Source organism: Zavarzinella formosa DSM 19928 (assembly GCF_000255705.1).
GTDB classification, from domain to species: domain Bacteria; phylum Planctomycetota; class Planctomycetia; order Gemmatales; family Gemmataceae; genus Zavarzinella; species Zavarzinella formosa.
The window spans coordinates 361,176-378,248 of record NZ_JH636447.1; the positions used below are offsets into that span (position 1 = coordinate 361,176).

The 17,073-nt window shown below is 59.1% G+C and carries 19 protein-coding genes; 14 read left to right on the forward strand and 5 right to left on the reverse strand.

The window, feature by feature from the left end:
* Window positions 1–75: 75 nt before the first annotated feature.
* The 5 genes from BGIM_RS0138410 (at window position 76) to BGIM_RS0138435 (ending at window position 3,979) form a co-directional block, all read left to right on the forward strand.
* Window positions 76–570: a hypothetical protein gene (locus BGIM_RS0138410; protein ID WP_020474925.1), complete on the forward strand. Its 495-nt coding sequence runs from the start codon at window positions 76–78 to the stop codon at window positions 568–570.
* A gap of 156 nt (window positions 571–726) precedes the next feature.
* A complete protein-coding gene (locus BGIM_RS0138420; protein ID WP_020474927.1) occupies window positions 727–1,332 on the forward strand; it encodes a hypothetical protein in 606 nt (201 codons plus the stop codon).
* Between the two features lie 15 nt (window positions 1,333–1,347).
* Complete coding sequence (locus BGIM_RS0138425) at window positions 1,348–1,926, forward strand: hypothetical protein (RefSeq protein WP_020474928.1); 579 nt, start codon at window positions 1,348–1,350, stop codon at window positions 1,924–1,926.
* A gap of 114 nt (window positions 1,927–2,040) precedes the next feature.
* Window positions 2,041–2,535, forward strand: coding sequence for a hypothetical protein (locus BGIM_RS0138430; protein ID WP_020474929.1), 495 nt, complete (start codon window positions 2,041–2,043; stop codon window positions 2,533–2,535).
* A 16-nt stretch (window positions 2,536–2,551) separates the two neighbouring features.
* Window positions 2,552–3,979, forward strand: coding sequence for a hypothetical protein (locus BGIM_RS0138435; protein WP_020474930.1), 1,428 nt, complete (start codon window positions 2,552–2,554; stop codon window positions 3,977–3,979).
* A 12-nt stretch (window positions 3,980–3,991) separates the two neighbouring features.
* Here the strand turns inward: BGIM_RS0138435 and BGIM_RS59010 are convergent, their stop codons facing one another.
* Window positions 3,992–4,771 (reverse strand): hypothetical protein, encoded by a 780-nt coding sequence (locus BGIM_RS59010; RefSeq protein WP_020474931.1) that lies wholly within the window; start codon window positions 4,769–4,771, stop codon window positions 3,992–3,994.
* Between the two features lie 100 nt (window positions 4,772–4,871).
* Between BGIM_RS59010 and BGIM_RS0138445 the strand changes: the two genes are divergently transcribed.
* From BGIM_RS0138445 to BGIM_RS0138475, 7 genes are all read left to right on the forward strand, one after another.
* The gene (locus BGIM_RS0138445; protein ID WP_020474932.1) at window positions 4,872–6,650 is read left to right on the forward strand and encodes a hypothetical protein; all 1,779 of its coding nucleotides are present in this window, start codon (window positions 4,872–4,874) and stop codon (window positions 6,648–6,650) included.
* A 4-nt stretch (window positions 6,651–6,654) separates the two neighbouring features.
* Window positions 6,655–6,960, forward strand: a complete 306-nt coding sequence (locus tag BGIM_RS0138450) for a hypothetical protein (protein ID WP_020474933.1) — start codon at window positions 6,655–6,657, stop codon at window positions 6,958–6,960.
* 20 nt (window positions 6,961–6,980) lie between these two features.
* Window positions 6,981–7,196: a hypothetical protein gene (locus BGIM_RS0138455; RefSeq protein WP_020474934.1), complete on the forward strand. Its 216-nt coding sequence runs from the start codon at window positions 6,981–6,983 to the stop codon at window positions 7,194–7,196.
* A 164-nt stretch (window positions 7,197–7,360) separates the two neighbouring features.
* The gene (locus tag BGIM_RS0138460) at window positions 7,361–9,577 is read left to right on the forward strand and encodes a phage portal protein family protein (RefSeq protein WP_020474935.1); all 2,217 of its coding nucleotides are present in this window, start codon (window positions 7,361–7,363) and stop codon (window positions 9,575–9,577) included.
* Between the two features lie 167 nt (window positions 9,578–9,744).
* Window positions 9,745–10,332, forward strand: coding sequence for a hypothetical protein (locus tag BGIM_RS0138465; RefSeq protein ID WP_238537807.1), 588 nt, complete (start codon window positions 9,745–9,747; stop codon window positions 10,330–10,332).
* Between the two features lie 60 nt (window positions 10,333–10,392).
* The gene (locus BGIM_RS0138470; protein ID WP_020474937.1) at window positions 10,393–11,151 is read left to right on the forward strand and encodes a hypothetical protein; all 759 of its coding nucleotides are present in this window, start codon (window positions 10,393–10,395) and stop codon (window positions 11,149–11,151) included.
* A gap of 67 nt (window positions 11,152–11,218) precedes the next feature.
* On the forward strand, window positions 11,219–11,977 hold the full coding sequence (locus BGIM_RS0138475; RefSeq protein WP_020474938.1) for a hypothetical protein: 759 nt from the start codon (window positions 11,219–11,221) through the stop codon (window positions 11,975–11,977).
* A gap of 23 nt (window positions 11,978–12,000) precedes the next feature.
* Here the strand turns inward: BGIM_RS0138475 and BGIM_RS0138480 are convergent, their stop codons facing one another.
* Together BGIM_RS0138480 and BGIM_RS0138485 are read right to left on the reverse strand one after the other, a co-directional pair.
* Complete coding sequence (locus tag BGIM_RS0138480) at window positions 12,001–12,471, reverse strand: hypothetical protein (RefSeq protein WP_020474939.1); 471 nt, start codon at window positions 12,469–12,471, stop codon at window positions 12,001–12,003.
* Window positions 12,472–12,533: 62 nt separating this feature from the next.
* Entirely contained in the window at window positions 12,534–13,175 is a 642-nt protein-coding gene (locus BGIM_RS0138485; protein ID WP_020474940.1) for an esterase/lipase family protein, read from the reverse strand.
* Between the two features lie 135 nt (window positions 13,176–13,310).
* Between BGIM_RS0138485 and BGIM_RS63995 the strand changes: the two genes are divergently transcribed.
* Window positions 13,311–13,496, forward strand: coding sequence for a hypothetical protein (locus BGIM_RS63995; RefSeq protein ID WP_157369747.1), 186 nt, complete (start codon window positions 13,311–13,313; stop codon window positions 13,494–13,496).
* Window positions 13,497–13,845: 349 nt separating this feature from the next.
* Here the strand turns inward: BGIM_RS63995 and BGIM_RS0138495 are convergent, their stop codons facing one another.
* Together BGIM_RS0138495 and BGIM_RS0138500 are read right to left on the reverse strand one after the other, a co-directional pair.
* On the reverse strand, window positions 13,846–14,319 hold the full coding sequence (locus BGIM_RS0138495; RefSeq protein ID WP_020474942.1) for a peptidase associated/transthyretin-like domain-containing protein: 474 nt from the start codon (window positions 14,317–14,319) through the stop codon (window positions 13,846–13,848).
* A gap of 83 nt (window positions 14,320–14,402) precedes the next feature.
* Window positions 14,403–14,822, reverse strand: a complete 420-nt coding sequence (locus BGIM_RS0138500; RefSeq protein WP_157369748.1) for a hypothetical protein — start codon at window positions 14,820–14,822, stop codon at window positions 14,403–14,405.
* A gap of 721 nt (window positions 14,823–15,543) precedes the next feature.
* Between BGIM_RS0138500 and BGIM_RS0138505 the strand changes: the two genes are divergently transcribed.
* Window positions 15,544–16,986, forward strand: a complete 1,443-nt coding sequence (locus BGIM_RS0138505) for a hypothetical protein (RefSeq protein WP_020474944.1) — start codon at window positions 15,544–15,546, stop codon at window positions 16,984–16,986.
* The last annotated feature ends 87 nt before the right edge of the window (window positions 16,987–17,073 follow it).

Sequence of the window (17,073 nt, forward strand, 5' to 3'; positions counted from 1 at the left end):
CAATACCAAACCTTGAAAACCAAAACCTCAACTTCAAAATGCGCCAACCGGGGCAAAGGGGTTTGAGGAGAGGGCGTGACGTTGCCTTTCCACGATCCCTGTAACCATTACTCTCGCGTTCGAGAAACCAAGACGAATCCGAACACTCGAACGCATGGGCCGATCATCATGGCGAAACTTTACCGCTGTTACAATTGCTCCGACGACAAGGGAATGCCCGGCCGCGATTTCGCGGCCGACAAACCGGTCTGTCCCAAGTGCGGGCTGGACGGCTCCCCCGGCTCGCGTTTCGCGTCCAAAATCGTGGCGCTGCGAACGATCCACCTCGACCCGCCGCACCCGACCGTGAAAAGCGCCGGGACCGGCCAGCCCGCCTGCGGTGTCCCCCGTCTCGGGAGCATGGCGATGACCGGCGATCCCAACGTGGTCAACTGCCCCAAGTGCCGCGAAACCCCCGAGTGGAAAACCCTGAAAGCCCGCCGCGACGCCAGCCCCGACGACATCGAACTGCCGGACTTCCCGGTGGTGGTTGACATCGAAAAACAACAATTCACCAAAGCCGCCGCCTGACATCTCATCTCAAGCCGTCACATCCCCAGCCGGGCGGGGCCCGCCAACGCCCCGGCCCGGCTTTCTTTGTTGATCCCGTCGCCTTCGCAAATCACTTGACGGTCCTGTGCCCGCGCGGTCCAATACATCGAAACATCCGACCTCGCGCCAAAATTCATGCCCATTCCCTTACGCTGTCCCTCTTGCAAGACATCGCTTCCGGTCGCGGACAGCGACGCCGGCCAGAAAATCTTCTGCCCCAGTTGCGGCCAAAAGATCCTTGTTCCAATCCCTCGAAACAAAACGGTTTTGGCCGAGTTCGATGATGACCCGGCTCCGCAACAACAACCAAGCCGGCCGGCCGGGCCGAGGGAAGATCGCCGCGACGAGCGAGATGATGTCCGAAGAGATGATCCGCGTCTTCGTGAAGATGACCGCCGGCCAAGGCCCGTTCCGGGGAAGGCGCAAGCCATCGCGTTCATGCTTCTGCTGGGAGGGGCTTGGTCGATCTTGTGGGTCTGCTTCTGGTTCTTGTTTCTCTATTGCTTCGTTTTCGCGTGGCCTGGAGTGTATTACGCGCTGGTCTTCGGCGTGATCGCCGTGATTCGCGGGGCGGAACTGCTGGGCAGTTCGTCCAATGCCCGCCGTTCGCCGCGAACGAGCTTGGTTCTTCAAATCATTTGCATCGTCAACGGCGACCCCGTCAATTTCGTCTGCGGCATCTTGGGCTTCATCTTCCTCAACGATCCGGAAGTTGATCGGTATTACCGACCCATCGCGTGAAAGGAGAATATCAACATGCCATCAGCCAACGTCAAACTCGGCCTCCTCGCCTTCGGCCTCGTCGGCGGCCTTGCCGCCATGCTATTGATCGGCCTCGGGGCGCTTCTGCTGACGCGGGACAATCCAAAACCACCGGAAAGCCGCCCGGCCGAACCTGAAGCCGTTGCGAAGACAAAAACGCCTGTCACCGAGAAACCCTCCGAACCGGTGTCCGATCCGGGGGTGGAGAATGGAAAGGCAGGATCGGCCATCACCGTATATGGAAAGATTGATTATCTGGCTCCCGGCGCGGACGGGTTCTTTCAAGACGCGAAAGACACCGCCAAATCGCTGGAAGATCCCAATTACGTGCCGCCAAAGCGGCCGGCCACCGAGTTTTATCTTTTCATGGACGTGTTCGCGCCTTCTGGCAAAGTCATCACGGTGTGTTGTCTGATTGTCAAAGAGGGCAATGATTTGGATCGTGGGATCAAGATGAAACACGGTGATGTGGTTGGCATTCGGGGGGAAATTCTGCACCGCGACTTGCGCCAGCCACGCTGCGACCTGTTCATGAGTCATTGCCAAATCTTCAAATGGCCCGCCGGGCGTTGACTGGTTTTCTTCAAGGTCGCTTTTTCTCCGCCCGCCTCATCTCTGTAGCCATTAAATTCTCCCCGGACATGACACCCAACCGCCTCGGCGGCGGAACAGAACCGGAGGCGGCCAATGGCCCTCGACACGTTTATCGCCGGTAAATACGACGGCACCTACGATGCGGTCGCCGTCGGAATCACCGACCAGGGATTTGAACTGGAACAAAACTCCAGCGCGGAGATGATCGAGGAATCGGACGCCTACGGCGCCACACTCATCGACTGGATCTATCGCGGCGGCAGCGTCAACCTGCAATTTCTCTGCAAAGCCTACAAGGCCGGCTCCATCACGCCGTTCTGGCCGTGGGGGGCGCTCGGCGTTCATTCGACCGTCGTGGCGCCGATTTCCCGGCTGGCGTCCGACGTGGCCACGGCCGTGGTGCTGACGGCCACCGCCGACACCCCGGCCGAGACCGCCCCGGCGAGCCTCACCGGCTCGCTCGCGATCCTCGCGCCGAACAGCCCGGCCAAGTTGCTGTTCAACTCCAAGCTCCGGCAGGTTCCCGTCCGTCTGCAACTGCTGCCGGATGTGGACGACGGCACCGTGAGCTGGTTCACCATCACGTAATCAAAGCCGGGGCGACATGTCTCAGACCATTCAAATCCACATCACGCTCGAAGACGACGGCCGGATGGTGTCGTCCGCGTCTTCGTCGTCCGATTCGCGGGACGCGGTCAATCCCGCCGGCGCGGGCAAGCCGATCACTCCCAACTATCCGCCTCCTCCCGGCGGTCCGGCGCCGACGGGGTCGCCGGGAGGGAACACGTCTTACCCGAACAAGACCCAAATCCTTGGCGTCAACTTCCCGACCACGGTGATCGGACCGGACGGGAAGGTCTATTCGATGGAGGCCTTCGAGGCCGCCCGGCAGCGCGTCGAACGGGACAAGTTCAACGAGGATGCCGACGCCGCCTACGAGGCGTTCAAGCCCAAGGACAACAAGCCGAAAAAGATCGGGCCGGACACCGTTGACATCAACGGCGAGAAGATGTCGATGGAGGCCCACGCCACCGCGACCAAACGAATCGAGGCCGACAAGGCTTACAAGGCGCTGAACCCCGATTCGTCTTCCGGCAAGCAATCATCGGGCGAGTTGGAGGCTCCCGGCAAGAAGCCGCCGCCGCTGCCGGGGGAGAAGATCAAGGCCCAGGCCGAGGGGAACGTCCTCAACATGATCCCCGGCGCGGGCAAGGTGATGGACAGCGCGAAAATGATCCAGGGCGGGGCGATGCAAATGGGGGGCATGGCCGCCCTCGGGGCCGTGTTGCCCATCGCCTCCGTCGCCGCCCAGCAATTGACCACGTCGTTTCAGAACATGAAGAAAAACGTGGACGCGGTCGGCGACTCGCTGGTCACGTTCGCCGGGAACGAACGGCAGGGCGTGGGACAGTTGATGGATGGCGCCGTGCAGGCCATTCGCGCGCCGACCGAATCCCTTCCCATCGTCGGGGACATGATCAAAGCCCAGAACGAACTGTATGATTCGATCGCAAACCTGCCGTCGAAGCTGACGGCCGCGTTTATTCAACAGGGCCAAAAACTGGCGCCTTATTCGGGGGCAATTCAGGGAGCCAACGCGAAAGCCGAGGTGCGGGAGATCACGGCCGACATCCGAGAGGCGCAGCAGATGGGAGACAGCTACGCCAAAATGATCGACGCCCAGAGCCGGCTGGATGATTCCTTCCGCGAATTTCTGTTCCCGATCAAAAAATTCTTGGTGGATGTTTTGGCCGAACGTTTGAAATTTATGGCTGATGCCTTGGATGTGATTGTGAATCTGCCGGGCATCTTGAATATCATCATCGAACAAGGCTCGGACTATCTTTTCCTCAAGATTATCGAATGGTGGAGTGGCAAAGGTGATGAAGCGTCCCGGTCCATCCGGATGATTCCGGGGCTGATAAAGGATTTAATCGAGCAAAGCAAACCCAATCAAAATGTCGACTTGTTCGACCAGTTTTTCAAGGATGTCGCCCGTGTGAAATTCGATGGAAATGCGTTCGCGCAATAAGGCAACGGGCGGTTATCGCCCCGTATAGATCAGACATTTGATTAACGACGCCTCGCCATCGGTTTTCTCGATGATTCTTCCGTAAATTCGCACGGTGTCGCCTGCCTTTGGAGAATTGTCCAAAGTCCCGACTTCAAACAGGCATTTCACCACGCGGTTTCCCGAAATTCCCATGAGCAAAACCGCATTGCGTCTGATCTCTTCGTTAATGTGATTGTCTTTCGCAAACACTTTCGCCTCCTCCCAACCCCCCAGCATTTTGATTTTCACGGTGATGACCGGATCGATCATGGGCCGGTTCCAGCCGCCGGGGTTCAATTTCAATTCGCCGCCGGAAAGAGCCTTGTGGATCCTCTCGACAATCAGCCGGTCCCCCTTGAGCGAGAACCGCCCCCATGACAAGGCCGCCTCCCGGTTGTTGGCCGCCGCTATTTCCCTCGCCTTTTTGTTGTTTTCCAGTTGTTCAAAATCCAACACGTCCAGCGTGTCTTTCAGGCGGCCAACCGGCGTTCCGAATCGATTGCCCAAAGAGACTTCAACCCCCTCGGGCAGCGCCTTTTTGTTTTGAAGATAATCGGCCAATTCCCGGATGGTCCATTTCTCCCCCTCGTTGGCGGCCGCCGGCGCGAGCCATCCCGCATCCGGTTTCGCCTCTGATGTCGTCCCCGCGTGTTCTTGGTCCGGCGCCCGCCGGGCCATCAGGAGAACGGCGAGGCCGATCACCAGCACGGCGCCGAGGCCGCCGACGATTCCGAAGGCGAGCAAGCCAATTTTGACATTGGAGGAGGGCATGGGAAACCTGTGTGTGGCGGCCTTGCGAATGCGGTCGAACGTATTGGACCGCGCGACCGGCCGGGAGTCAAGGGCCGGGTGTAGCCGTTAACATGCCGGCATGGCCGCCATTATTGCCCCCTCCAATCGCGTCGAGTACAACGGGTTCCGGTTCCCGGACGCCTTCACGTCCTCGTCAACCACCGCCAAGCCCGTCTACGATTCATCCGGCCGCACGGTCACCCACACGGTTGTCACGATCCGGGTAAAGTCCCAGATTGTCGCGGGGGTTTTTCAGGACATCGCGCTGAACAACGCCCGCGCGGCGCTGGAGCAGCCCGGCGGCGAATTGTATTTCACCGGGAAGGGCTACGACATCGAGGTGAACACCCCCGGAGGGCGCCGGGATTTGAAGTGGGGGCCGAGGCCGCAGGTTTTGGAATGGAAAACGTTTGGAAACAACCTCTCGGCCGAAATCACCTGGATGTGCGAAGTGGCGCTGTTGAATTGCGCCGACGCCCCGTGGCAAAACCAGATCATGGAGTTGAACTCGACCCTTTCGTTTGCCACGGACGAAGGGGGCTACACCGTCCGGACGGTCACCGGCAGCCTCACGATCCCGATGACCCGGCAGGATGTGAACAGCGCCGCCATCCCCGACACGGCCGATAATTATTTCGACCGGGTGGTGCCCCCGCTGCTCCCGAATTTCAAGCGAACGATCCAGCGCTCCCTGAGCGAGGCGCGGGACAAGCTCAGCTTCACCGTGACCGACACGGAGCTGGCGGGCAACCCGCTTCCGAAGGGCGTGGTGACCGCGGAGGCCAGCCACGAAATCAACACCGTCTCCTCCGGGAAATCCGCCAGCATCTTCACGAGATGGAACGGAACCATCTCCGCGACGTATGAGTTCACGCGGGGCAAGCCGCGTTCGGACGCGTTCGGCCTGTTTTTTGAACTGGTCAAAGACCGGGTTGACGCCGACCGGGACAAAGGCTTTCAGTGCATGCCCCTCTCGATGCGGATCAGCGAACCGCAAATCTACGGCCGACAGGCCGCCTCCCTGTCAATGACGTATACGTTTGTCTGGAACACGACGGTTCCCAACGTGGAAAATTTCATGCCGACCGACGGCATCTGGCGCCCGGTGCCCGGCGGCAATTGGAACCTGTGGTCGCAATCATTGGGGGCGGCCCGCGCCAATCGCGGGCGGGCCGAACTCCGGCATCTGGCGTTTGACGACGTGATTGTGGATCTGTGCCTGAGCCGCGGCCTGCCCAACTTGCGGGCCAACGCCCGGCTGCCGTTCATTCAGGCGCTTTCCGCATTCGGTTCCGATAATCTGTGGGATGAAGTGGCCCAAGAGCTGGACATTCCGGATGAATTCAGCCCGATTGGCTCATGGATCTCCTATGAATGCCGGCTGATTGTCGAACCGGTTGATCACAATGTCATTCACAAGCCCCTGCCGGTCAATTCGGTTCCCTCCGTCACCGGCGCGGCGGCATCGGCGGGGGCGTCGGCCGTTCGTTCGTTGTTTGCCTCGACCGATTCGTCTTTTTTCGACGCTCTTCAACAATCCCCGCCTCCGATCGTCCAAAATCTCGGTTCGACCGATTTCTTTCTAAGACTGGTCGGCCGGGCCGTGCGGGTGAGCCATGAGATTCCGCCTCCTTCGCTGGTGAGCGTGGGGGACGGCACGGCCACTCCGGCCAATCACCCGAGCGCCGGCACTTTCTTCAGCGCCTGGACGGCCGCCTACACCACCCACCCCATTCAGGCGGCCGAATGGAACCTGCGTTACTTTGTGCAACTGCCCCAAGGTTCGCCGGGCTTGAGCCTTGTCTCCCCGCCGCGACCCGACCAACCCGACAATATTCCCCAAGGAACCGTGAGATAACCCGATGAGCGATTTGAGCATTGATGATGATGGTTTTGTGTCCGTGGTGATTAACCAGGCGGAGATCAATATTGATCTCTACGCGGCTCACAACCGCCTGATTGACATTCGGCAGACCGTCGAGGCGGCGGGCGAGGAGAAGCCGGCGCCGTCGGAGAATCAACTGATTGCCGACTATGTCGAGAGCCTCGGTTTTCCGCGCGTCTCGCACCGGGCGGCGGTGAAGTTTGCCAACGCGATTTTTGACCGCGTGGGGGAACTCCGAAAAAAAGACGTGTCGGCCTCGTCGGCTTCGACGAGTGCCGATTAAGCCGCTTCTATGGCTTCCCGGTGTTCGACCTTCCTTCCTCCCGGAAGCTCGCCCTGCAACTGGCGCTCCCCGCGCTGGAAGCGGAGGACATCATCCGCCAGCACGCGGGCAGCCTGACCGCCGACCAACTGCACGATTTGACCCTCCAGGCCACCGGCAGCAAACCCGCCGCCGAACGCGCGTTTTTGGCCCGCCGCAACGCCGAGTTGCGCTCGGGGCAGCGGGTAGACTCGTAAGAAGGGAATCGAAAGACAAGGGATGAAGGATGAGGGATGAGGGATGAAATAAGAAGCTGACACTAACAACAGTGATATTCGCTATTCAACATCCGGCCTTTATTTCATCCCTCATCCTTCATCCTTCATCCCTCTCTTGGTGGTGTAGCCCTTAGTCTCTGGCGATGGCCAGCGACACCCCCACTTCATCCGAAATCGTGCGGCTTGATCCGGCCGCGTTTCTTCAAGTCAAACGCCAGACGGCCGGGTATCGGCCGCATCTGTTAAGCGCCGACCGCTACCGGCGGGCGCTCGACGGACATCCGTGGTTTACCTTGCGCGAAGCCGACGCCATGCGGCATGATCCGCAGGTGACGTTTGGCTTGCGCATCCTGCGGGCGGCGCTTTATCAAGTCAAAGTCAACATTGCGGCTGATGACAAGAAAGTCGGCCAATTTGTTCAACAACAATTCCAAAAAATCTGGCGACGTTCCCTTCGGCAATTTCTCGGCTTCTTTGAATACGGCGTCAGCGTCGGCGAGATTAGTTACGCGACCGAAAAGAAGCGGGTGGTGTTTGACCGCTTCGACCCGGTTCACCCGCGTGATGCCCGGCCGCTGGAGTTCGCCAAGGGCAAGCATCGCGGCCAGTTTTGTGGCATCCGCGTCCGGGGGCACATGGCCTCGGATTGCAAAGGCGGCGAGTTCGACTTGCTCGCGCCCCATGCCTTCTGGTTCTCCGGCGAAAGCGAATACGGCAGCTATTGGTCCCAGCCGCGCATGGCCGGGGCCTATGAGCCGTGGCTGGAAAAGCGGGGCCGCCACGGGGCCGTGCAATCCCGGCAACTGTGGTTCAAAAAGGGCGCGTTTTCCGGCGGTTCCATCCGCTACCCGGTCGGCCGGACCAGTTACGACAACGGCGACGGCACGACGACCATCGACAACCAAGACCTCGCCCGGCAGATCGCCGAGGATGTGATGTCCGGGGCCGTCATGTCCCTCCCCTCGACGATGGACAAAAACGGCCAGTTCCTCTGGGTTTACGAACCCCCCAAGGCCGGCAACGAAGTCCGCAACATCCTCGAATATCCGCAGGAACTCGACAAGGAAATCCTCATCGGCATGGGCATCCCGCCCGAACTCGTCAGCGCCGCCACCGTCGGCAGCGGCTATTCGGGCCGGGCGATTCCGGCGCAGATGTTCTTCAGTAGTTGTGATGAAGTTGTTCACTTATTAGTCGATGCGATTGACCGCCAAATTTTGCGCAATCTGGTGGTTATTAACTTCGGCCGACAGTGTTATCAAATTATCCCCGATTCGCTGGCCGAGAAGGTTTTGGATGACAACGACAAGAGCAAGGCCAAGCCGAAGGGTGATGACAAACAGCCAGTGCAATTATCGCTGACCGCCCGGCAACGGCTGACGAAGAAGATCCGCCGATTGGAGCGACTGTTGGATCTCGATGCCAGCGATGAGGGAGACGACTCGGATGAATTATTCTCCGGTCCCTTGAATCTCTCAACTACTTACCGCGCCCCGAAAGGGGGCATCTCGATTGCCGGAAAGCAATTCATCGGCGGGGAGTTCATTCCGCGTCAGGTGCTGCAAAACGCCACGGCCGAAGACAGAAGAAATTTACGCTTGGGGACCAAAAAGGATCGCCAGGCGGCCGAGAAACAAAAAAAGGCCAACACCCGTGCAAAAAGAGCCGCCAAACTGGAGAGAGGGAGGCGAATTTCCCCAAGAACATTCACAACCGAGCCGGTCGGCAACACTGACACGAGGGCAGTAGCCCCGAGGCTCAAGGGACCAAGGAGTCCCAAACGGAATGCCTTCCCGGATATGCCTCTGGGACGGGGCGGAGCGAACACGAATCACCATGCCAAATTGGTGGCTGATGTTCTTAATTCCCTAGAATGCTCGTCGATCCGTAAAGACCGTGCCATTACAGTTATCGAACATGCGGATGGAACTGTCACATTGGGATTATCTGGTCCAAAAACTGCTCCGCAAGATGCCCAAAAGCTTGTGAAAGCCCTCAACGCCCGGCTTGTGAAAGAAGGAAAACCACCAGTCTACTCCGCGTCAGACAAAGCAGCCGATGAATCGGATGGATTGGTTTGCAGTGGCACGGGCAAAGGGGCGCCGCCGGGAAATTGCTCGGAAGCACATGCCGCCAAAGGCGCCGGGCAAAATCGCTCCCGCCCTTTGGCCCATCAAACCGTGTGGGGCGGAAAGCCAGGCACTTGTCCCAAAGATTTCCAAACCAGAAAATACGCCGAGGGGAAAGACGGGCCGGAAATCATGAGACCCTGTCCCACATGCCGGACAAACGCCGCCCAAGGCACTTATGACAGGCTTGCCTGCACCAGAAGGCATCGTTCCACATCAGGAAACCATTAATCATGTCCTCAACAAAGCGAAGCGACGACATCCAAGACCTCATCGCGTATTTTCAGCAACTCACCGGTCGAAAGCGGATAGGTCGCGAAGGAGCTTCTGAAGCGGAAATTGACGAATACATATATCTGGCCCGGGAGTATTCTCCTTCGGCCGGACCGATTCCGGAATTGTTGCTGGGCTATTTCAAGGAATTTGGCCGGGAAGATCCCGTGTTGCAAATGGGCGGAGACGGCATTTCTGCAATTCCCATTTTGATCGATATTTACAAGGATGCCAAAACGGCCGAATACAAGGGAATTCCGCCGGATACGATCAGGATTTCCTCGGATGGCCTGACGGGCGGCCGCGTGCTGGTCTACCCCGACACACATGGCACGGAAGCGATGGTGTCGCAGTGCTGGGGCGTCGATCTGGGCATAATCCTGAGTGAGAATTTTCAAAATTATCTCTATTCGGAAGCTTTTAGCAAAGCATTGTTTTCATCCGAAAACGACAGCCGGTTAATCGAATCGAAAAAAGCCGGATACTTTGATTTGCTCACGAATTTTGCCAGTCAACAGGGATTTGTTCCGTTTTGGTTCAGTGATTCGTATTGCCAATGCATGAGGCTTGATAATTCAGTTTGGCTAATGATCAAGCGGGCAGAAGACGACCGCACAAATGTGTTTTTGTCCGGAAAAAAACATGATCTGAGAGACAAAACCAAGGTTGCTTTTCTGAAGCAATTTGAACTGAAGGATTGGTCGCCAAAATGAGGTCTGAGCCAGCCTGAAAATGATGAATCGCATCATTTTAAGAAAGGAATCTACTGAATCATGCTCTCACCCAAACCAAGCGACGACATCCAAGACTTGATTTCGTACCTTCAACAAGTCACGGGCCAAACGAAGATCGAACGACAGGGAGCCACCGATGCGGAGATCAATAAATACTTGAGACTGGCCCGCGAATATGCCCCGTCGGCGAAAGAAATCCCACCGCTATTGGTCGCCTATTACAAAGAATTCGGCCGGCGCGATCCGGTCTTGGAAATGGGAGGCGACGGAATGCCCAAAATCCCGGTGTTGATTGGCATTTATCGAGAGGCGCTTGCGGCCGGCCCGGAAGTGAACAAAGAAATTCCGCCCGATACCATCATGATTTCCAGCCCCGGCCTGACTGGTGGCCGGGTGTTGGTTTATTCCGAGGGCGACCCGGAGGCAGAACCTCAAGTGGCGCAAAGCTGGGCAATGGACTTGGGGGTCACGATGGCCGCCAGCTTTCAAAATCATCTTTATCAACAAGCTTTCAGTCGCGGCCGGTTTCCATCAGGGGGCGAATATCGCGGTTTGAGCACCACTTCTTTGGCTGAACGTGGCCCGCTCCGGGAATTTGCGGGACAGCAGGGATTTGTTTCCCTGTGGTTTAGCGATCCCTTTGCCGAATGCATGGAACGGGATGATTTGGTCTGTTTGAAAATGAGCCAAAAGAGCCGGGATAAGATTTATGTGTATCTCAGCGGTCCGAATCCGGCCACGCTGGATAGCGTCCGCGATGCCTTTCTGAAACAGTTTAAAATGGATACGTGGCAATAAGGATCTTGGCGGCCATCCATTCGGAGATCAGAAGATCCAAAGACCCAAGACAAGGAGATCATTGAGCATGCTCACGCCAAAGCGAAGCGACGACATCCAAGATCTGATTTCGTACTTTCAACAACTCAAGGGTTTGGATCACATTGAACGCGAAGGGGCTTCTGACGCGGACATTGATGAATTTGCCCGGTTGGCGGCCGAATACTCTCCTTCGGCGGGGCCGTTGCCGGAATTGTTGCGGAGCTACTTTCGGGAATTTGGCCGACGCGATCCGGTCTTGGAAATGGCGGACGATGGCATGCCGAAAATCTCCCTGCTGATCCTGACCTACCGGGAGATATGGACAGCTGATTACAAGGATGTCCCGCCGGGCGCCATCCGCATCTCGACGGATGGCCTGACCGGGGGCCGGGCGTTGGTTTATCCCAAGGGCCGCGGGGGGAAATCGGACGCGGAACCACAAGTGGTGCGATGCTGGGGCCATGATTTGGATGCCCCGATGGCGGTCAGTTTCCAGAATCACCTATATCAACAGGCATTCTGCAAAGGCCGGTTTCCATCCGGGGCCAATTATCGAGGATTACTCACGAAGTCTGTCGAGGAATTTGACTCGCTGCGGGAACTGGCCGAGCGGCAGGGATTTGCGCCCCTGTGGTTCAGCGATTCGTTCACGCAATGTATGGAACGGGATGATTCAACTTGGTTCGTGATGAACCATCAAAGCACCGACGAGATTTATGCCTATCTCAGCGGCCGGAACTCCGCCACGCTGGACGCGGTTCGGGATGCCTTTCTGAAACAGTTTAAAATGCACACCTGGCCATGAGGATCATGGCGGCTTTTCCGTGGTTATTTCGGCAACTTGTCAATCCCCTCGCCGAATAGTTGATCGATCTCCCGGACCAGCTCGGCCGGGCGGGTCTTGGAATACTTCATCTCGACGCGCAGGTGTTTGTCAAGCGTGGCCGAGTAGGGGGCCATCACGAACGCCTTGAAGTATTGCCGGTTGAACTCTTGCGGTAGCACGGCCATCCCGCCGTATTTGCCGGGCTGCCATTCAATGCGGCAATAAAATCCGCCCGGTTGGGGGCCGCGTTCCTCGAAGGCGTCTTGATATGTTCCGTCCAGTCGCGGGTGATGCACCTGAAAATCGCGGCACTTGAACTCGACCGTGATGGCGCCATCCTCGTTCGCAACGGTGGCATCCGGGAAATGCTTTTTGACCAGATTCGCCGCCTGCACGGAGAGATCGGCCGGTTCGCGAACCGGCGCCGTGCCGGGCATCGAGAGGCCGACGGCGAGCATTATCATCCGGATCATTTCACGGCTCCGCAGAGATAGGGTCTGTCGCGCCCGGACGATAACAAAGGCCGCCCCGTTGGTCAACCTGCTGTTACAGAAGCGGCCAACACCGGCGCATCGAGCGCGTCCAAAATCACCTGTCGCACCCGATGATCGTTCATGATGAAGGTGTGCCACGCGGGGAAGAGCAGCACGTCGTCGGTGTCGCGGATCGGCACTTCGTCTATCCCCACCACGGCATCGTTGGCCACATTGCCGAAGGGGGAATACTTCCCGCAAGGCCCGGCCGTTCCGGCGATCAGCGTGTAGGGCACATTGGGGACGGGGAGATTGATGATCGTGTCCGGGCTGAAGAGCAAATCGCCGCAGCCACGGGTGAGCCAGCGGAAGAGGCCACGTTTCAACAATATTTGGGCCAGTCGCGGCGGGCGGTTCGGCGTGGCCAGCATGATGAGGCGATGAACCCGGAGGCCGGGCGCCTTCGGGATCGCCATCCGCAGCAACAGGCCGCCGAGCGAGTGGCCGATCAACGTGACCGGCTGGCCAAACCGGGCCAGTTTCTCCAGTTTCGCGGCCAGCCGGTTCACAATCTTGGGAAGGGATTGAAGCGTCGGCGAATAGGCAAAGTAGCCGGGATGGTGCCCTTCGCGGCGAAGCGCGCGGGCGAGAAAAAACATCGAGTCCGGGGTGCGGCCCAGCCCGTGAACGAGGAGGACTTTCATCAAGCCATCCTATGGGCGGGGCCGAAAGCTCCGGACAGTCGGCGAAAAAATTCCCGGTCGCACGGCACGCCGCTTGCAACTTATTTTCCCGCCCAGACGACCCGGCTCACCCCGGTCCACCAACGGAGAAAAACCATGTCGGATATCAAGACGAAGATCGAAGACGCCGGTCAGGCAGCCAAGGATGCCGCGAAAAAGGCCGGTGAGAAAATCAAAGAGGGAGCCGATGTCGTGGCCGACAAGGCAGCGGAAGCCGCACACGCCGCCGGAGAAAAGTTGAAACAAGCCGGTCAAACGCTGAAAGAGAAAAGCGGCGATTGACCCGGTTTGCCGGGCGCGGAGTGGAGTTGACTCGGACGCCCCGCTCCCTTGGGAGCGGGGCGTTGTACTTGCGGGCAGTCAACTTCCCAAATTCGCCCGGCCAACATCCGGTCCGGTGGTAGCCCCCCGCCGGGACGCCCGGCCCTGACGGACCGGTCTGGATTAGCCGGTCTTTCAGACCGGGGTCGTTGCCGGACTTTTGTTTTTCGTCCCCCGGACATCCGGATCAGCGATTAATCCCATCGAAACGCCCGGTCTGAAAGACCGGTTAATCCAGACCGGTCCGTCAGGGCCGGGAAAAAGCCCCGTCAACATCCGGGCCGGAAAACCAAGTCATCAAAAACGCCAATCACCTTCCCGCCTGGCTGCGGAGGGTTTTGTCGTCGAATGGCGAGCGGGCGGTCGGGTCCGAGGACAAGATGAGGCCCCAGCTGGATGTGGATGAAACGGGCATCGGCGTCAGGGTCACCTCATACAAGAACCCGTTTTGGAGACGCGGATTGAACGTGCGTCCGTCCAGAAGTTCTTCCTGCTCGACGACGGTCGAGCGATCCCCGACATGCAGTTTGGTGGTCCCCGCCAGGAAATGAGCGGCCAGCAAAGTCACCCGTCCGTCCCGATCAGTGATCCCCGAATCATCTTCGGGGCAGGTCTGCTTGTCGCTCGAATACCGGAGCGCCACCGGCACGCCGGCCACCGGTTTTCCGGTGTCCGTGTTGGTGACCCGCACTTCGACCGGCGAATTCGGATTGGTCGTCGCGCACCCCGCGAGGGCACACGCAAAGAGTGAAACCAGCAACATGGGCAGTTTGGCAAAGGGCATGACGGCTCTTTCGGTTCGGGAACGCCGGAACGATAGCAAGAACGCCCGCCCGCACAAGTCGAAGAGTCCGGGCCCGGTTTTCCTCAAGCCCGGCCGTCGTCAAACCAGCTTCCGCTGGCCGAATCCCGGACATACACGCCGTGGAAGCCGGCCGCCAGCGTCTCGACGGCCAGCAGATAATCATTGAAGTGATCCATCTCCGGGTCCGCGTCGTGGCTCACGATGGTGAGCTTCCGCCGGCATCGGGCGACGCCGGCCGCATGGCGGTATTCGGGGCACGCCCGCGCCATCGCCTGGGCCTCGGCCGGGACGAATTCACTGTCGTCCAGCAACAACAACAGTTCCCACCCGTCGAACGACGCCACCGCTTCGCCGGGCGACCGGACCTCAATCTGAATGTCGGGCGCCCCGCGCAGGGACCGCCAGCGGCCGGCGGCGCTGCCGATGGTGAACTCGCTCTCCTCCGAGACAAAACCATCCGCCTGGTATATTGGTGTCGCCACGGGCATTCCCTCGTTATGTGACTCGGAAGGCCGCCTCCCCGCGCGTCGGGCCGGGCATGATGGCCGCTGTGTTCGTCACTGAATTCATAGACCATCTTTCGGGTGAACACGCTACAGCCCCCGTGGTTTCCCGATTTGCAAACCGGCCAAAATTCGGCTCAAAAGTGACCTGAAAAGGTGAAAATCAACCCCCCGGCGACCATTTTCGAGCCATTTTGGACCCCAAAAGTGGTCAAAACCAGCGGGCCAACTGGACACTCTTTTTCAAAAACCCCGGCAAAACAGAGGGGTCGCCTGATGATTTTGGGCAAATGCGCGGCGATTTTGAGCCTTTGAAAATGGCCCGAAATGCGGGAAGGCTGACACCAGACTCCAACCGGCGGCAAGCGGAACGGTCCGTCTTGTGATTTTCAAGGTTGGTTTTGGTCTTGGCGAGCCGAGCAGCGTGAGGGTGTTCTTGGTCTTGGCGAGCCGAGCAGCGTGAGCTGCCGGGTGGCTTGCTGTGGTCGAACCGCTTCCCCTTTGCTCAGCCTGACTTAAACCCGTGGATGAAGCGCCTTCCCTGCCGGAAGCCACCCGGCAGCTCACGCTGCTCGGCTCGCCAAGACCAAAACCAACCTTGAAAACCCAGAAATCGCAACTTCAAAAAGCATGAGGTGGTCTTCCCCATTGCCTGAATAAAACAACAACGGGTTCTCACCCTCCCCGGCAGGAGCCGTTCTTGCGATTCGCCTTCCTCATTCTTCTGTTGCTGTGTCCCCCGTTGATCGCCGCCCCGGCGTTGCCACCGGACAACCGGGCCACCGTGGAGGCCCTGCGAGAAGCCACCGAGCTTTTGGAATCAGGGAAGATCGAGACGGATGAACAGGTCAAACTCTGGTGCAAAGTGGCGGAACTTCGAGGCCGAATCGGGGATCGCCGCGGCGTGATGGACGCCATCGGGCGGGCTTGCGAGATCACCGATGGCATCGCCGCCAACGAAAGCAAGTGGCGGCCAGTCGTCCTGGCTTGCGTGCGATTAGGGGAGATGGTGAAAGCGCTGGAGCTGGCCGCCCTCCTCCCGGAGGACGGGGCCAATCCTCTCTGTTTGCGGGGTCGTCTGTTGATGGAGGCAGCCATTAAGGCAGCCGATGCGGGTTGTTTGAACGCCGCCGAGGAGATGGCCGACGCCATCACGGACGAAGACGATGAGATAATGACACGGAGACACATCGGCCGCTTGGGAATCGTCGCCCAATTCAAGTCGGGAGACACCGAGGCGGCCCTTCGGGCGGTGACAACGCTTCCGGCCGCCATCGATAAAATCTACGCCCTCGTTGGGTTCTCAACGAAGCAGCTCACGGACGACATCACCGAGCCGGGCGATGGAATCGCGGACCTCCAGTTGCTGGCGGGGGACAAGGCGGGAGCGAAGCGATCCGCCCTCGCGGCTCTCGCCTTGATTCCGGGCTTGGCGCCTCGCCAACGGCACGCCGCCGCCCTCGGGGTGATCCGCATCTTGTGTCAACTGGATCACATCACGGAGGCCCGAAAAGTCATGGCCCGCCATCTGGCCGACAAGCCGGACAAGTGGTATCTGAATGAGGCCGTGGAAGCGCTTGCAAGAGGGTACGTCGCCACCGCCGAGGTCCGGGCCGGGAGGGACGAAGCCGCGCTGGCTGTCCTGAAGGACTTTGACCAGATGGAAGACCACGCCTCCCTGCTCCGCATCATCGCGCTGGCCCAGGCTCGCGCCGGCCGAAAAGAGGCATCAACAATCAACTTCGCCAGGGCGATCAAATGCGCGGCCAGCCGCAAATCGACGGAATTTTTTCGCACAAGTCAGATTTATAACTCCCAGGCGCTGGCCGGCGACATCGACGGAGCGATCCAGACGGCCAGATATTTTGAAGATGACCATTTTATGGGAGACGTCATCATCTTGCGGGCAAAGACGGGTGACTTCGACGGCGCCCGAAAGACGTTGGCCGCCATCTTGGACCCGCCCGCCTGGCTGGGGAGAGATGTCCTGCCGGAAATCGCCCGGATACAGGCGGCCGCCGGCCAGCCGGAGGCCGTGCGGGTTTGGGCGGCGAAACTCAAGGACGACCACACAAAGGTCGCCGTTTTCCTCGGGCTGGCCGAGGGGCTGTGTCAGTCGCCGGGGAGGCCGGGCGGGAAGTGACAACCTTCCGGCGTCGGAGGATGATGGCAATGGTTAGAGTCCGTGAAGCCGCGACGCGAAGGCTTTGCGCAGCGGAGCGCGGACTTC

Bases quoted from the DNA above. Each gene is read 5' to 3' on its own strand.
- BGIM_RS0138430 (WP_020474929.1), top strand. From the start codon at position 2,041: ATGGCCCTCGACACGTTTATCGCCGGTAAATACGACGGCACCTACGAT.
- BGIM_RS0138425 (WP_020474928.1), top strand. From the start codon at position 1,348: ATGCCATCAGCCAACGTCAAACTCGGCCTCCTCGCCTTCGGCCTCGTC.
- BGIM_RS0138480 (WP_020474939.1), bottom strand. From the start codon at position 12,471: ATGATCCGGATGATAATGCTCGCCGTCGGCCTCTCGATGCCCGGCACG.
- BGIM_RS0138470 (WP_020474937.1), top strand. From the start codon at position 10,393: ATGCTCTCACCCAAACCAAGCGACGACATCCAAGACTTGATTTCGTAC.
- BGIM_RS63995 (WP_157369747.1), top strand. From the start codon at position 13,311: ATGTCGGATATCAAGACGAAGATCGAAGACGCCGGTCAGGCAGCCAAG.
- BGIM_RS0138450 (WP_020474933.1), top strand. From the start codon at position 6,655: ATGAGCGATTTGAGCATTGATGATGATGGTTTTGTGTCCGTGGTGATT.
- BGIM_RS0138495 (WP_020474942.1), bottom strand. From the start codon at position 14,319: ATGCCCTTTGCCAAACTGCCCATGTTGCTGGTTTCACTCTTTGCGTGT.
- BGIM_RS0138435 (WP_020474930.1), top strand. From the start codon at position 2,552: ATGTCTCAGACCATTCAAATCCACATCACGCTCGAAGACGACGGCCGG.
- BGIM_RS0138485 (WP_020474940.1), bottom strand. From the start codon at position 13,175: ATGAAAGTCCTCCTCGTTCACGGGCTGGGCCGCACCCCGGACTCGATG.
- BGIM_RS0138475 (WP_020474938.1), top strand. From the start codon at position 11,219: ATGCTCACGCCAAAGCGAAGCGACGACATCCAAGATCTGATTTCGTAC.
- BGIM_RS0138445 (WP_020474932.1), top strand. From the start codon at position 4,872: ATGGCCGCCATTATTGCCCCCTCCAATCGCGTCGAGTACAACGGGTTC.
- BGIM_RS59010 (WP_020474931.1), bottom strand. From the start codon at position 4,771: ATGCCCTCCTCCAATGTCAAAATTGGCTTGCTCGCCTTCGGAATCGTC.
- BGIM_RS0138420 (WP_020474927.1), top strand. From the start codon at position 727: ATGCCCATTCCCTTACGCTGTCCCTCTTGCAAGACATCGCTTCCGGTC.
- BGIM_RS0138460 (WP_020474935.1), top strand. From the start codon at position 7,361: ATGGCCAGCGACACCCCCACTTCATCCGAAATCGTGCGGCTTGATCCG.